The following is a 14001-nucleotide window of genomic DNA, read 5'->3' as shown; positions in this document are numbered from 1 at the left end:
TGCATTCTACGGCCGAAGTGTTGTCTCCCGGGTTCCGAGGGCCGAGCATGGACGAACCCCTGCCGCAGCGACGAAGGAGTCCACCGATGCCTGCGACCACCACCGCTCCCGCACCCGCGTCCACGGCTGCCGAGCGCACCGAGCTGCTGCGTGAGATCGAACAGCGCGTGCTCTGGCTCGCGACCGCCTCGATCCACCACGCCAACCGCGTGCGCCCGAATCCCGGCGGCCTCAAGGTGGGGGGTCACCAGGCCTCGAGCGCGTCGATGACGACGATCATGACGCAGCTCTGGTTCGAGCAGCTGCGCGCGGGCGATCGTGTCTCGGTGAAGCCGCACGCCTCCCCCGTGCTGCACGCGATCAACGCCCTGCTCGGCGAACTCGACCCGGCCGCACTGACGGGGCTCCGCGAGTTCGGCGGCCTCCAGCCCTACCCGAGCCGCACGAAGGACCCCGATCCCGTCGACTACTCCACCGGATCGGTCGGCCTCGGCGCCACGGCCCCGCTCTGGGCCGCCGTCGCCCGACGGTACGTCGACGCCCACGGCGGGGACGCCGGCACGGGCCGGCAGTACGCGCTCATCGGCGACGCGGAACTCGACGAGGGGGCGATCTGGGAGGCGATGGGCGACCCGGTCACCCCGCATCTCGGCGAGCTCGTGTGGATCGTCGACTTCAACCGGCAGAGCCTCGACCGGGTCGTCCCGGCCCTCAGCCTCACCGCGCTCGCCGGCAAGTTCGAGGCGGCCGGCTGGCAGGTGATCACCGCCAAGTACGGGCGCGCGCTCGAGGAGCTGTTCGCCCGCCCTGGCGGACACCGCCTGCGCGAGCGCATCGACGGCATGCCGAACCCCGAGTACCAGCGCCTCCTCCGATCGACCGACGCCGACCTGCTCGACCGGCTCTGCGCCGGCGGCTACGACGACCTCGAGGCGGTCATCGGCGGCCTCGACCCGCGCGCGCTCCGTGAGGCCGTGCGCACGCTCGGGGGCCACGACCACGACACCCTGCGTGACGCGTTCGGCAGCATCGACGACACCCGCCCGACCGTCATCTTCGCCTACACGGTGAAGGGGCGAGGCCTGCCGATGGAGGGGCATCCGCAGAACCACTCCGCCCTGCTCACCGACGAGCAGTTCGCCGCACTCGCCACCTTCATGGGCATGAACTCGGGTCATCCGTTCACCGTGTTCGACCCCGACAGCCCGGCCGGACGCGCCTGCCAGGCGACGGCCGCTCGCCTGCGGCGCGAACCGGTGGCCCCGGCGCCGGGGTTCGCGCCGCCCGCCGAGCTCGGCTGGCAGCCGAAGGGCATCACCAACACGCAGACCGCGCTGGGTCGCACCCTGCTCGACCTCACCCGTCGTGCCCCCGACCTCGCCGCGCGCATCGTGACCGTGAGTCCGGATGTCTCGTCGAGCACGAACCTCGGCGGCTGGGTGAACAAGTCGAAGGTCTGGTCGGCCAGCCCCGAGCGCGACTGGTTCGACGACGACCCCGAGACGATCCTGCACTGGCGCGAGACGATGGACGGCCAGCACGTCGAGCTCGGCATCGCCGAGACCAACCTCGTCGGCCTCCTCGGCGAGCTGGGTGCGACGTGGAGCCGCTGGGGGTTCCCACTCATCCCGATCGGCGTCGTGTACGACCCGTTCATCGCCCGCGCCCTGGAGCCGTGGACGTTCGGCATGTACGCCGGCGGGCAGTCGATCCTCGTCGGCACGCCATCGGGGGTGACGCTCGCCCCCGAGGGCGGCGCACACCAATCGCTGCTCACGCCCGCCATCGGCCTGCAGCAGCCGGGCCTGCTCGCCTATGAGCCGGCGTTCGCGGTCGAGGTGGAGTGGATGCTGCTCGAGGCCATCCGCCGCATCGGCCGCGCCGACGGCGTCTCGAGCTACCTCCGCCTGTCGACCAGGCCCGTCGACCAATCGCTCGCCGCAGTGCCCGAACTGCCCGAGGCGCGCGAACTGCGCCGGCGACAGGTCGTCGCGGGAGGCTACGTGCTGCGGCGCGCCGCCGAGTCTCCCGCCGCGACGATCGTCGCGATGGGCGCCGTCGTGCCCGAGGCGCTCACCGCCGCCGACACGCTCGCCGAGGCCGGCGTCCCCGTCGATGTCGTCGTGGTGACGAACGCGGGGCTCCTCTTCGACGCGCTGCAGGCGCGCAGCGGGCTCGGGGCGTCGAGCGGCGAGGGCTCCGACGGCGAATGGCTGCTCCGCGGCATCCTGCCGGCCCACCGGGCGGCCCCCATGGTGACGGTGCTCGACGGGCATCCGCATACCCTGTCGTTCCTCACGGGCGTCAACGGGGTTCGCGCTGCTCACCTCGGCGTCAGCCGGCTGGGCCAGGCGGGCGACCTCGCGAGCGTGTACGCGTACCACGGCATCGACGCCGCGGCGATCACGCGCGCGGCGCTGCACGTGTCGGCGGTCGGCTGATCGCAGACCTCAGGTCCCCGACTGGCGTTCGGCATCGAGTCGATAACGAACCTGGACGTGTGGTCGAGAAGTGGTCATCTGGAGACACACTCAGGCCATGAGGGCATCAGGGCCGGACCGTGATCGGATCCGATTGGCCACACGGCTCGCAGTGTCCGGAGTTGGATTGATCGGGTTGCTGACGCTGGCCGGCTGCGCGAGCGGTCCCGGCGGACTCGATGACGGCTCCCGAGCCGACCGAGTGATCAGGGGGATGCCCGAGAGCTGGGAAGGACCCGACCCGGATCCTCTCGACCTTCGCCCCGTCGCCGGGTGGGTGAGCGACACCGAGTTGGGAGTGATCACTCTCGGAAGCAGCAGCTGCCCAGTTGTCGCGGGCGAACTGCAGGTGGTCGCCGAGGATGCCATCGCGATCGAGTTCACGCTATCCCCCAACAACCCGTGCACCGCCGACCTGTCGCCGACGACGCATGTATTCGCCCTCCCGTCGTCGGTGGACGGACGCCCGATCCTGGTGACCGTGAGATTCCCGTCCGACACGGAGTACGTCCTCGAGTTGCCGTAGCTCGCGGAATGGCCCCCGCAGCTGGTCGAAACGCTCGTCCGGCGACCGCGCCGGGTGTCGGGTGCCGGTTGAGGATCGTGTCCGTCGGAGACGTACGGCGGTGGCTGTCCGCCTCAGTAGTGATCGCGGGCTTGAAGGATGACGATGTGATCGTCGGTGACGTAGTAGACGAGCCGGTTCGTCTCGTCGATGCGGCGTGACCAGGCGCCCGAGAGGATGTGCTTGAGCGGCTCGGGCTTGCCGATCCCAGCGAACGGGTCGCGGAGCACGTCGGCGATCAAGAGGTTGATGCGCTTGAGCGTCTTGCGATCCTGTGTCTGCCAGGAGACGTAGTCCTCCCATCCGTTCTGGTCGAACGCGAGCGCGCGGGTCACGCGTCGAGCAGGTCGTGCTGCTCGAACTCACCGCGACGCGCCCGCTCGACCGCTTCAAGAAGCCGCTCCGCGTTGGCGGGGTTGCGCAGCAGGTAGGCGGTCTCGGTGATGGCGTCGTAGTCGTCCTTCGACATGATCACCGCATTGCCGTGTCGAGACACGACTTCGACGGCAGTGTGATCCTCGTTCACCTGCTGGATCAGGCCGAACAGGCTCTTTCGTGCTTCCGTCGCGGTGATCGCCGACATGTCCACCCTCTCCGCTCAGTGGTACGGGATAGTGTACCACTCTGGGCGCTGGCACTCGCCGATGTGGGAGCCCGGCTGGCACCGGGCGCCCGTCAGCCCTTGACCGCGCCCGCCGTGAGGCCCTGCACGATATAGCGGCTCGCGAGGGCGAACAGCACCATGGTCGGCAGGATGGTGAGCACGGCGGCCGCCGACATCGAGCCCCAATCGATGTTGAAGCTCGAGATGAAGCCGTTCAGCGCCGTGGGGATGGTCTTGTTCGCGTCCTTGTTCATGAGCGTGACCGACAGGAACAGTTCGTTCCAGCAGTTCACGAAGTTGAAGATGAACGCCGCCACGATGCCCGGCTTCATGACGGGCACGATGACCCGGAAGAGGGCGCCGAGCCTGGAGCATCCGTCGATCATCGCCGCCTCCTCGAGGGCGTCGGGGATGTTCGCGAAGAAGCCTCGCAGCATGATCGTGCAGAACGGGATGCACACCGCGATGTAGACGAGGATCAGCCCGAAGTGGGTGTCGACGAGCTTCAGCTCCACCATGAGCAGGTAGAGCGGGCCGAGGGCGATGAACGCTGGGATCATCTGCGTCACGAGGAACGCCATGAGGATCGCGGTCTTGCTGCGGAACTCGAAGCGGGCGAGCACGTACGCCGAGAGTAGCGAGATCAGGGTCGCGACCGTGGCCGCCGCGGTGGCGATGACGAGGCTGTTCATCACGTACCGGCCGAACTGCGACTTCTCGAACAGCGACACGTAGTTCGTCACCGAGAACTCCTCGGGCCAGTACGCGAGCGGGTAGCTGTAGATGTCGCCGGGGACCTTGAACGACGTGACGACGATCCAGTACAGCGGGAACAGCGAGATTACCAGCCAGAGCGCGAGGAACGCGATGCGCACGACGCGTGCCGGCACCGTTTCGACGTTGATCATGCTCAGGCCTCCTTCCGGCCGCGAAGGGCCATGAGGTAGAACGCGGAGAACACGAGCAGCAGCCCGACGACGATGAGGCCGAGGGCGGATGCCACGCCGTAGTCGCCGCGCTGGGTGAACGTGATCATCCACGTGGTGATGATGTGGGTCTGGTTCGCCGGGCCGCCGCCCGTCATCGCCCAGATGATGTCGGGGAAGTTGAAGATCCAGATGACCCTGAGCAGGATCGTGAGCGCGAGCGTGGTCGAGATGTACGGGATCGTGATCTGGAAGAGCGTGCGCACCTTGCCGGCGCCGTCGAGCGCGGCCGCCTCGAAGAGCTCGTCTGGCACCGACTGCAGCGCCGCGAGGATCATGATCGCGAAGAACGTGACGCCGTACCAGACGTTCGCGACGATCACCGCGAACATGGCCGTTCCCGGCTCGGCGAGCCACGGGATGGGTGCGTCGACGAGTCCGGACTTGCGCAGCAGGTCGTTGATGACGCCGAACTCCCCGTTGAACATCCAGCGGAACAGGATGCCGATGAGGAAGCCCGAGATCGCCCAGGGGAAGAAGATGAGCGCCTGGTAGACGCCGCGGAACCGGAACCTGCGTCGCAGCCAGAGCGCGAGCGCGAAGCCGATCACGAACTGCGGCACGATCGAGGCGACGACCCAGAGCACCGAGTTCGCGAGGATGGTGCCGAAGTTCTGGTCGGCGACGATGGTGGCGAAGTTCTGCAGGCCCACCCACCCGGTGTCGGTGAGGTTGCTGAGCTTCCAGTTGCGGAACGCCATCTGGCTGCCGGCGAGCATCGGGTAGTACGTGAAGACGCCGACGAAGATCGCGGCCGGCAGCATGAACGCGAGGACGACGAGCCCGCGCCGGGCCGTGAACGGTCGGCGGCGCGGCCCGAGGGCGGGCGGAGCTTCGGAATCGGCCGCCGCGGGAGCGCCCGCCCGGGTGGACGGGCGCTCCTCGACGGTCGTCAGTTGACGGGACATCCGTGACAGCCTCGGCGACGGCCTACTCGGAAGCCCACTTCTCGGTCCAGTAGGCATCCCAACTGGCGAGAAGCTCCTCGGGCGTGAGCTGGCCGATGAGCACCTGCTGGAGCTCGGCGTCGGCCTTCTCGCCCCACTCGGTCCACCACGCGGCTCCGCGGGGCTGCTCGGCCGTGATGTAGACCTCGGGGTCGGCGTTCATGGTGAGGTAGCTCTCCCAGGTACCGGTCTTGTAGAACTCGGCCTCGTCGGCACCGTCGAGGATCGGCACGAGGCTGTTGCCCTCGGTGAAGCGGATCGACGCGTCGCCCTCGGAGAGGAACTGGATGAGCTTGGCCGCCTCCTCCTTGTGCTCGCTCGCCTCGGCGATGCCCCAGCCCGCCGTCGCGAGCGGCTGGATGGCCTTGCCGGTCGGTCCGACGAGCATCGGTGCGGTGTTCCACTGGTCCTCGGTGATCGCGGTCGACTGCTGCACCGCGGCGATGACCTCGGGGTCCTGCAGCAGGAAGCCGGTCGAGCCGTTGGAGAAGCCCTCGACCATCTCGGGGTAGCCCCAGGCGACGGATGACGGCGGGGACGCCTTCTCGAAGAGCGAGAAGTAGAGCTCCAGCGCGTCGAGCGCCTCGGGCGCTGAGAAGATCGAGTCGCCGTTCGTGAGCTTGTAGGCGTTCGACACGTCGATGTCGTCGGCGACATAGGCCGAGATGGCGAGCACGGCGTTCGTGTACCCGTTCTTGCCGCCTCGGAATGCATAGCCGTAGGTGTTCGCGCCGGGGTCCTGGATCGCGCTCGCCTGGTCGACGAGGTCCTCCCAGCTCTCGGGCGGACCGTCGAAGCCGGCCTGCTCGACGAGGTCGGTGCGGTAGAAGAGGCTGATGCCGTAGAAGCCGTAAGGGATGAAGTAGGTCTTCCCCGTGGCCGTCGCGACGTCCGTCGCGTTCTGGGTCAGGGCGTCCCAGCCCTTCCAGCCGTCGAACTCCTCGGTCATGTCGTGCAACCAGCCGTTCGTCGAGAACGGGCCGACGGTGAGGTCGCGCACCTCGAGCACGTCGACGCCGGAGCCCGACTGCAGCATCTGCTGGATCTTCTGGTCGGCCTGGTCGGTGGGCGGCGACACGAGCTCGACCTGGATGTCGGGGTTCGCCTCCTCGAACTCGCCGATGAGTTCGTTCAGCAGTTCGGTGCGCGCGGGGTTCGTCAGGCTCTCGACCATCTGCAGGGTGACGGTTCCGTCATCGGCGGCGCCGGAGCATCCGCTGAGGGCGAGCGAAGCCGCCAGCCCGATGCCGAGGCCGGCGAGGACCTTTCTCTTGGCCATTCGTTTCCTCTTTCTGGGTGGGGTGCAGTGTTCCGCAGGGGTGGTGCCGGCTCAGCGACTCGCGTCGCTCGCCCACTCGCAGAGCGTGGGAACCATACGCTCGACGAATGCTTCGAAGTCGCGCGCCGTGTTATAGGCGTGCGTGGAGAGCCGGTAATAGCCGACTCCGTTGAAGCTCGTGAAGGCCGCCTCGACGGCGTGCTCGCGCACGACGCGATCGCGCAGCGCATCGGCCTCCGCGTGGGTGCGGGCCAGGCCCGCCGGCAGGCGCACGAGGCGCAGCGCGTTCACGCGGACACCGACGTCGACGAGGTGGTCCTCGCCGGTGCGCTCGGAGAACGCCGTGGCGACGAGCTGCTCGGCGTAGTCGGCGAGCTCGGTCATGTAGGTGCGCACGGCCGGCCAGCCCCAGGTGTCGGCGATGACGTCGTAGGCGACGGGAGCCGCGAGGTAGCTCGTCAGGTCGAGCGTGCCCTGGCTGTCGAAACGCTCTGGGAAGTCGAGGGGCGCACCCCACGAATCGATGATCGGGTACAGCTCGTGCCGAAGCTCGGCGGGCGCGACGAGCACGGCGGTGCCACGCGGTGCGCACGCGAACTTGTGCAGGTTGCCCACCCAGACGTCGCAGTCGATCCCGGCGAGCGGGTCGGCGTAGAGCCCCGGCACGTGGGCACCGTCGACGAGGGTCACGATGCCGCGTCGGCGAGCGGATGCCGCGACCTCCGCCACGGGCAGGAAGCGCGCCGTCGCCGAGGTGATGTGGTCGATGACGATGAGCCGCGTGGCATCCGTGCAGGCCGCCATGATGCGCTCGTGCGCCTCGTCGGGCGTCGCGTCGAGCGGCACGCGGGCCGTGGCGACGCGCCCGCCCCAGCGACGGGCCGCGCGTTCGGCACCCATGGTGACGGCTCCGTAGCCGTGGTCGGTGACGACGATCTCGGCGCCCGGCTCCGCGGCGAGGCTGTTGTAGACGACGCTCGCCCCCGCGCTCGCGTTCGGAACGAGCGCGGTGCGGGTGGGATCCGTGCCGATCCGCCGCGCGAGCTCGCGCCGGGCGATGCCGACCCGCTCGGGGAGCGTCGAGAACCAGTCGACCGGAGCCGCGTCCATCTCGGCTCGCAGGGCGCTCTGGGCGTCCTGAGCGGCGCGCGGCACGGCGCCGAACGAACCGTGATTCGTGTGCAGGACCTCCGGCGACAGCGTCCACGCGGCGGCGGCGGGGCTGCCGTCCCCGAGCGTGAGGGCGGCGGGGGCCTGGGTCGTCGTCTGCACGCGGGTCACATCTTCCTGTCTCGACTGGCTGCGGTGGCGAACACCGTCACAATGCGGAAGACATTAGATGACTTCGGTTACATCGTTGTTTCGGAGTCGACGATTGGGAGCATAACGAGAAAGTCGTAGGATGACTAGTGGATGCCATAGGCTGACGCCACCGAATCCGACACCGACTCCGCCATCGAATCCGACAGCTCGGATTCCCGACCATGAGGGGCACCATGGGCGCCATCGACGACGCGTTCCACGGTCTGAGGCAGATCATCGCCTCCGGCGAGCTCGCCCCCGGCCAGCGCTTCCCGCCGGAGGCCCAGCTCTGCGAGCGGCTCCAGGTGTCGCGCGGATCGCTCCGCGAGGCTGTGCGCATGCTCGGCGCGCTCGGCGTGATCGAGTCGCGGCACGGCTCGGGCACGTACGTCTCGGCACTCGAGCCGGCCAACATCATCGGTGCGCTCAGCCTGACGGTCGACCTGATGCCGTTCGACGGCCTGCTCGACCTCTACGAGGTGCGACGAGTGCTCGAGTCGCACGCGACGTCGCAGGCGGCCTCGCGAATGACCGAGGCGGCTGCGCGCGAGCTCGACGACATCCTCACCCGTCTCGAATCGGTCGAGGGCGAAGCCGCATCCGATCTCGACGCGGACTTCCACGAGGCGATCACGCGCCTCGCCGAGAACGACGCGCTCGCCGAACTGCTGACGGTCTTCCGTTGGCGTTCCCGTTCGTACCAGCTCTTCGACCTGCCGTCAGGGCGCGAGATCAAGGCGCAGAGCGACCGCAGCCATCGCGAGATCCTCGACGCCCTCATCGCCCGGGATCCTGCCGCCGCCGCCACCGCCGCGGCATCGCACGTGGTGCAGACCGAGAACTGGTTGCGCGAGCACCGGCCCGCGCCGCATCCTCGCGTGCTGCACTCGGCCTGACGCACCTGGCACGAACCCCTGCGCGCATGAACGCAGCCTCAGTCACCCGTTAACGGAGAAGACCCTCACGCACCCCTGCGCGCATGAACGCAGCCCCGGTTACCCGTTAACGGAGAAGACCCCTCACGCACCCGCCAGAGCCCGGTTACCCTTGCTGCGTTTCCGCCCTGGGGGAGTTGGCCTGGATGGCGCCACGTGAGGAGCCATCGTCAAGTCTACCCGTTCGCCAGAGCCGCGGTGCACCCACACCACCCTCGAGACGCGCGAACATCGGCGGCCCCGAAGTCGGGTACGATTTCATGAGGTCGCGCGCGTTCCCGAATGCCGCGCCCACGGAGGATTCGCCTAGTGGCCTATGGCGCACGCTTGGAAAGCGTGTTGGGTGAAAGCCCTCGGGGGTTCGAATCCCCCATCCTCCGCCGAATGTGAGACCCGCGAGACAACCGCCCACCGGCGGTTTCCCTGAGCCCGAACCACGCGTCAGTGCGGGTCGTCCGCGGGCGCCGCGTCGCCGTTCCCGCGGCTCTCGAACCGATCGAGCGCCGCGACCGCGAGTTCCCGACCTTGCGCGATGAGCTCGTCGGCGCGATGGAAGTCCAGCACGCGCGCCGAGTTCTTCGGCACGGTGACATACACGTCCGCCGGATAGCCGGCGAGCCGGTAGTTGCCCACGATCGCCTGCATGGCCTCGAGGCTCAACTGCATGACGTCGAGCATGCGCAGCCCCGCGGGAAGCTCGCCGAACACCTCCTCGACAGCCTGGTCGGCAGCGGTGGCGGGTTCTGCGGTCCGGCCGCTGGAGAAGCGTCGGGTCACCATGCGCACGATGTCGCGATCGAGCACGCCGGCCGCGGTGCGACGGAATCGGTCGAACCAGTCCTCGATCGGCTGCTCCTCGGCGGAGACCCGCTGCGGAGCCGCAGTGCCGGGCGTCTCGCCCGACAGCACGACGGCGACCGTGAGCTCGGCCCTCGCCGCGGCCGTGGGAGCGACGGGCACGGGGTTGAGCAGGCCGCCGTCGGCGAGCAGCCTGCCGTTCAGCATCACGGGAGTGATGAAGCTCGGCAGCGCGATGGAGGCCCGGATGGCGACATCCACGGGTCCGCGCTGGAACCACACCTCGCGGTGCGCGATGAGATCGGTCGCCACGGCCGTGTACGCGATCGGCAGGTCCTCGATGCGGGCGCCGCCGAGCAGTTCGCTCACGTGCATCATCACCTTGTCGGCGCGGATCGCGCCGGGCGCCTTCAACTTCGGATCGAGCAGGCGCAGCACGTCGCGCTGGGTGAGCGTGCGCACCCATTCGGTGTATTCGCCGAGCACGCCTGCGGCGTACAGGCCCCCGACCGCGGCGCCCATCGAGCTTCCCGCCACCGAGACGATCTCGTAGCCGCGCTCCTCGAGGACCTCGATGACGCCGATGTGGGCGTACCCACGTGCTCCCCCGGAACCGAGCGCGAGCGCCACTCGTCCGGCCTCAGCCATCGGGTCGACTCCTCTCAGGTGGCGGGGTCGACCCGCTCGATGCGGCTCCCCCGGATGCTTGACACGCTACCCCTCGATCGCTCGCGGCCCGCGGCATCCGACCGCGTTGCGGCCGCTCGCGGCGAGGCATCCGGTCCGTGTCCTCATTAATGCCGAATGGTGCCCGCGGCCACCGGGCGCGGATGATGTGAGAGATGTCAACGGCACGGATGGACACGAGGAGCGGGGACGCAGGGGGCTCCTCCCCCGTACCGACGACAGCAGGGGGCGACGGCCTCAGAGTCACGACTCTGAGGCCGCGTCGCACCCTTGGCTGGAGCGTCGGACTGCCGGTCGTGGCACTCGTGCTTCCGCTCCTGGCCGCGGAGCTGTGGCTGCTCGATCCGCGAGGCGGCTGGCCCGTCGTCGCCGCGACCGCGGTCGTCACGGCGGCGCTCATCATCGCCGCCTGGATCTCCTACCAGCGCACGCAGGCAGAGCTCAGCGGGTACGGCATCGTCGAGCGCGGATTCTTCGGCGGCACCTACACCGTGCCGGCACGAGACATCGTGGGCGTGCTGCGCATCCAGCTGTACCGCGGCAACAGCCTCGAGACGAGCCAGGAGCTGTTCGTGGTCAATCGCGAGGGCCGGGGCGCGTTCCGGATGCGCGGCCGGTTCTGGGACACCGAGACGATGGACCGCGTGGCCGGCATCCTCGGAGTGGAGGAGACGGTGCGGCCCGAGCCCGTGACGCTCTCCGAGTTGCGGCGCACGGACCCGAAGCTCCTCTACTGGTTCGAGCGGCGCTCCCTCGCCCGCTGAGCGCTGAGGTGCGATGCGCGCCGCGAGCCGCCGTTCAGCGCGTCGCGATGCCCAGCAGCGGGGCATCCGGCCGGCTCGAGGGCAGTTCGTGGAAGCCCAGGCGGTCGTAGAACGCCCGAGCACCTGTGTTCGCCGCGTCCATGCCGAGGTGCACCGCCGCGACTCCGCGCTCGGCGAGCGCGGAGCGCAGCGTGTCGATGAGCCGGCGGCCGAAGCCCTCACCCTGCAACTCGGGCAGCAGGTCGATGTGCAGGTGCGCGGGGTACGCGTCGACCTCGGCGATGAGCATGCGCTCGGGGTCGTACCCCGCATCGAGCAGCTGCGCCTCGGTGAAGCCCGGATGGCGCCCGGTGGGCGGTCCGGGCTGCGGATGCCGCGAGCGGAAGCCCGGGGCCCATTCGCGTCTCCACCACTCCACGAAGGCGCGCGTGTCGGCGACGCCGAGCACATAGCCGAGCGCGCGTTGCCCGGTGCCCTCGTCGACGACGAACGCGAGGTCGGGCGCGTACTCGACGTACGGTAACGCGAACACCTCCGGCATCAACGCGTCGTCGGAGTAGACGCCGGTCGCGTCCCCGCCGCCGGCCGCGGTCCGCAGGCAGATCTCGAACACGTCGTCGCGATCGGCCGGGCGGTACGGGCGGATGAACGGTTCGCTCATCGGCGACGCCGCGTACCGAAGATGCCCTCGAGGACCCCGGTCAGCACCCGCTGCGTCGTGCGCGAGCCGAGCACCTCCTCGAGCGGCGACTTCTCGCGACGGCTCGACGTGCTGCGCGACCGCGACGATGAGCGCGACGAACCCGACGTCTGCTTCATGAGCCGGTCGTACTCGGCCTGCGCCGCCTTGGCCTCCTTCGCGCGCTGCTTCTCGATGGCGGCCTGCTGCTTCGCGAACTCGGCCTCGGCCTCCGCCCTCGCCTCGGCCTCCTCCGCGGCCTGCGCCGCCGCCGCGGCGGCGTTCATCTTCGCCGTCAGCAGCTCGTGGGCGGACTCGCGGTCGATCGGCGTGCCGTACTTCTCCTGCAACGCGGATGCCGCGACGGCCGCGTCGATCGCGGCATCCGGGCTCGGCGACATCGACGCCTGCGGCGCTCGCAGCCGGGTCCAGGCGACGGGGCTCGGCGCGCCCTTCTCGTTCATCACGGTGACGATCGCCTCGCCGGTGCCGAGGATGGTGAGCGTCTCCTCGAGGTCGTAGCCCGAATGCGGATACGTCGACACCGTGGCCCGCAGCGCCTTCGCGTCGTCGGGCGTGAACGCGCGCAACTGATGCTGCACGCGCGAGCCGAGTTGCGCGAGCACGTCACCCGGCACGTCCTTCGGCGTCTGGGTCACGAAGAACACGCCGACGCCCTTCGAGCGGATGAGCCGCACGGTCTGCACGACCTGCGCGAGGAAGTCCTTCGAGGCGTCCTTGAAGAGCAGGTGCGCCTCGTCGAAGAAGAAGACGAGCTTGGGCTGGTCGAGGTCGCCGACCTCGGGCAGGTCGTTGAAGAGGTCGGCGAGCAGCCACATGAGGAACGTCGAGTAGAGCGCAGGCCGGTCGGCGACGCCCGGCACCTCGAGCAGGCTCACGATGCCACGACCGTCGGATGCCACGCGCAGGAACTCCGCGGTGTCGATCTCGGGTTCGCCGAAGAACACGTCGGCGCCGGCCTCGGCGAACGCGACGAGCTCGCGGAGGATGACGCCCACCGTCGCCTTGGAGAGCCCGCCGAGTCCCTCGAGCTCGGCCTTGCCCTCGTCGCTCACGAGGTACTGCAGCACGGCACGGAGGTCTTCGAGATCGAGGAGTGCCATGCCGGCGTCCTCGGCCCAGTGGAAGACGAGCGCGAGGCTCGACTCCTGCGTGTCGTTGAGGCCGAGCACCTTGCTGAGCAGGAGCGGCCCGAAGCCCGAGATCGTCGCCCGGATCGGCACGCCGCGACCGATGCCGCCCAGCGAGAAGAACTCGACCGGGAAGGATGCCGCACTCCAGGCCTGCCCGATGCCCTCGGTACGCTGCAGCAGCTTCTCGCTCGCCTCGCCCGGGGTCGCGATGCCCGAGAGGTCGCCCTTGATGTCGGCGGCGAACACGGCGACGCCGTGCCCGGCCAGCTGCTCGGCGAGCACCTGCAGCGTGCGCGTCTTGCCCGTGCCGGTGGCGCCGGCGACGAGCCCGTGCCGGTTCGTCATCGAAAGCGGGATGCGCACCGGGACATCCGGCAACGCCTCGCCGTTCACGAGCGCACCCATCTCGAGGGCGGGCGCGTCGAACGTGTACCCGCCGCGGATCGTGGCGACCTCGGCGTCGTCGAGCGGGCCGGATGCCGCCTCGGCCACGACCTCTTCGCGGGCCGAGGACGCCCGCGAAGCGTCGTCGACGGGCGAAGGGTCGTCGCGCTGGGAGCGTTCCTGCGCGTCGAGTGCCGCCCGCGCGAGCACCGCGGCCTCCTCCGCCTTGCGGATCGCCTCCTGCGCCTGTCGTTGCAGCTCCTCGGCTGCCGCGGCCGCTGCGGCGGCCGCCTCCTGCGCTTGCTTCACCGCGTCGTCGGACATGGTGCCGATCCTAGCGACGTACGATCGCGTCGAAGCACAGGCAGGATCCTGCCGATTGTGCGCTGAGGCAGACGCGGGCACATTGCGGAAGCGATGAATCGGCAGTATTCTGC

13 protein-coding genes, 1 tRNA gene and 1 other RNA gene are annotated in these 14001 nt (G+C 69.4%); 5 read left to right on the top strand and 10 right to left on the bottom strand.

The features are described 5' to 3' along the window. Positions 1-86: 86 nt before the first annotated feature. Complete coding sequence (locus ACVFI9_RS05405; RefSeq protein WP_474765022.1) at positions 87-2441, top strand: transketolase-like TK C-terminal-containing protein; 2355 nt, start codon at positions 87-89, stop codon at positions 2439-2441. A gap of 253 nt (positions 2442-2694) precedes the next feature. Beyond that, positions 2695-3006: a hypothetical protein gene (locus ACVFI9_RS05400; protein WP_474765021.1), complete on the top strand. Its 312-nt coding sequence runs from the start codon at positions 2695-2697 to the stop codon at positions 3004-3006. 113 nt (positions 3007-3119) lie between these two features. Here the strand turns inward: ACVFI9_RS05400 and ACVFI9_RS05395 are convergent, their stop codons facing one another. The 6 genes from ACVFI9_RS05395 to ACVFI9_RS05370 all read right to left on the bottom strand — a co-directional run bounded on the left by ACVFI9_RS05395 (position 3120) and on the right by ACVFI9_RS05370 (position 8133). Beyond that, positions 3120-3380, bottom strand: coding sequence for a Txe/YoeB family addiction module toxin (locus ACVFI9_RS05395; protein ID WP_474765020.1), 261 nt, complete (start codon positions 3378-3380; stop codon positions 3120-3122). Beyond that, entirely contained in the window at positions 3377-3628 is a 252-nt protein-coding gene (locus ACVFI9_RS05390; RefSeq protein ID WP_474765019.1) for a type II toxin-antitoxin system Phd/YefM family antitoxin, read from the bottom strand. The genes ACVFI9_RS05395 and ACVFI9_RS05390 overlap by 4 nt, the downstream gene beginning before the upstream one ends. 92 nt (positions 3629-3720) lie before the next feature. Continuing rightward, complete coding sequence (locus tag ACVFI9_RS05385) at positions 3721-4557, bottom strand: carbohydrate ABC transporter permease (RefSeq protein ID WP_474765018.1); 837 nt, start codon at positions 4555-4557, stop codon at positions 3721-3723. Positions 4558-4559: 2 nt separating this feature from the next. Then, entirely contained in the window at positions 4560-5543 is a 984-nt protein-coding gene (locus ACVFI9_RS05380) for a carbohydrate ABC transporter permease (RefSeq protein ID WP_474765017.1), read from the bottom strand. Between the two features lie 22 nt (positions 5544-5565). Next, the gene (locus ACVFI9_RS05375; protein WP_474765016.1) at positions 5566-6861 is read right to left on the bottom strand and encodes an ABC transporter substrate-binding protein; all 1296 of its coding nucleotides are present in this window, start codon (positions 6859-6861) and stop codon (positions 5566-5568) included. Between the two features lie 51 nt (positions 6862-6912). Further along, complete coding sequence (locus ACVFI9_RS05370; RefSeq protein ID WP_474765015.1) at positions 6913-8133, bottom strand: aminotransferase class V-fold PLP-dependent enzyme; 1221 nt, start codon at positions 8131-8133, stop codon at positions 6913-6915. Positions 8134-8345: 212 nt separating this feature from the next. Here ACVFI9_RS05370 and ACVFI9_RS05365 point away from each other — a divergent pair, with 212 nt between their 5' ends. After that, positions 8346-9059, top strand: a complete 714-nt coding sequence (locus ACVFI9_RS05365) for a FadR/GntR family transcriptional regulator (protein WP_474765014.1) — start codon at positions 8346-8348, stop codon at positions 9057-9059. 111 nt (positions 9060-9170) lie between these two features. Here the strand turns inward: ACVFI9_RS05365 and ffs are convergent. Continuing rightward, an RNA gene (gene ffs, locus ACVFI9_RS05360) (signal recognition particle sRNA small type) lies at positions 9171-9267 on the bottom strand. A gap of 126 nt (positions 9268-9393) precedes the next feature. Between ffs and ACVFI9_RS05355 the strand changes: the two genes are divergently transcribed. Continuing rightward, a tRNA-Ser gene (locus ACVFI9_RS05355) sits at positions 9394-9478 on the top strand. 61 nt (positions 9479-9539) lie between these two features. Here the strand turns inward: ACVFI9_RS05355 and ACVFI9_RS05350 are convergent. Beyond that, a complete protein-coding gene (locus ACVFI9_RS05350; RefSeq protein WP_474765013.1) occupies positions 9540-10544 on the bottom strand; it encodes a patatin-like phospholipase family protein in 1005 nt (334 codons plus the stop codon). A gap of 335 nt (positions 10545-10879) precedes the next feature. Between ACVFI9_RS05350 and ACVFI9_RS05345 the strand changes: the two genes are divergently transcribed. Then, complete coding sequence (locus tag ACVFI9_RS05345; RefSeq protein ID WP_474765012.1) at positions 10880-11347, top strand: hypothetical protein; 468 nt, start codon at positions 10880-10882, stop codon at positions 11345-11347. A 34-nt stretch (positions 11348-11381) separates the two neighbouring features. On the opposite strand, the gene ACVFI9_RS05340 is transcribed toward ACVFI9_RS05345, so the two are convergent. Both ACVFI9_RS05340 and ACVFI9_RS05335 read right to left on the bottom strand, forming a co-directional pair. Beyond that, positions 11382-12008 (bottom strand): GNAT family N-acetyltransferase, encoded by a 627-nt coding sequence (locus tag ACVFI9_RS05340; protein WP_474765011.1) that lies wholly within the window; start codon positions 12006-12008, stop codon positions 11382-11384. Further along, positions 12005-13888 carry a helicase HerA-like domain-containing protein gene (locus ACVFI9_RS05335; RefSeq protein ID WP_474765010.1) on the bottom strand — a complete coding sequence of 628 codons (1884 nt, stop codon included), beginning with the start codon at positions 13886-13888 and terminating at the stop codon, positions 12005-12007. The genes ACVFI9_RS05340 and ACVFI9_RS05335 overlap by 4 nt, the downstream gene beginning before the upstream one ends. Positions 13889-14001: the final 113 nt, after the last annotated feature.

It is taken from the genome of Agromyces sp. NSFZ (genome assembly GCF_056156205.1).
This window is presented reverse-complemented; position numbering and strand designations above follow the sequence as displayed.

What these genes read in the sequence shown, in the direction of transcription:
- ACVFI9_RS05365 (WP_474765014.1), top strand. Translation starts at nt 8,346, where the DNA reads ATGAGGGGCACCATGGGCGCCATCGACGACGCGTTCCACGGTCTGAGG.
- ACVFI9_RS05405 (WP_474765022.1), top strand. Translation starts at nt 87, where the DNA reads ATGCCTGCGACCACCACCGCTCCCGCACCCGCGTCCACGGCTGCCGAG.
- ACVFI9_RS05380 (WP_474765017.1), bottom strand. Translation starts at nt 5,543, where the DNA reads ATGTCCCGTCAACTGACGACCGTCGAGGAGCGCCCGTCCACCCGGGCG.
- ACVFI9_RS05400 (WP_474765021.1), top strand. Translation starts at nt 2,695, where the DNA reads ATGCCCGAGAGCTGGGAAGGACCCGACCCGGATCCTCTCGACCTTCGC.
- ACVFI9_RS05340 (WP_474765011.1), bottom strand. Translation starts at nt 12,008, where the DNA reads ATGAGCGAACCGTTCATCCGCCCGTACCGCCCGGCCGATCGCGACGAC.
- ACVFI9_RS05385 (WP_474765018.1), bottom strand. Translation starts at nt 4,557, where the DNA reads ATGATCAACGTCGAAACGGTGCCGGCACGCGTCGTGCGCATCGCGTTC.
- ACVFI9_RS05335 (WP_474765010.1), bottom strand. Translation starts at nt 13,888, where the DNA reads ATGTCCGACGACGCGGTGAAGCAAGCGCAGGAGGCGGCCGCCGCAGCG.
- ACVFI9_RS05390 (WP_474765019.1), bottom strand. Translation starts at nt 3,628, where the DNA reads ATGTCGGCGATCACCGCGACGGAAGCACGAAAGAGCCTGTTCGGCCTG.
- ACVFI9_RS05350 (WP_474765013.1), bottom strand. Translation starts at nt 10,544, where the DNA reads ATGGCTGAGGCCGGACGAGTGGCGCTCGCGCTCGGTTCCGGGGGAGCA.
- ACVFI9_RS05375 (WP_474765016.1), bottom strand. Translation starts at nt 6,861, where the DNA reads ATGGCCAAGAGAAAGGTCCTCGCCGGCCTCGGCATCGGGCTGGCGGCT.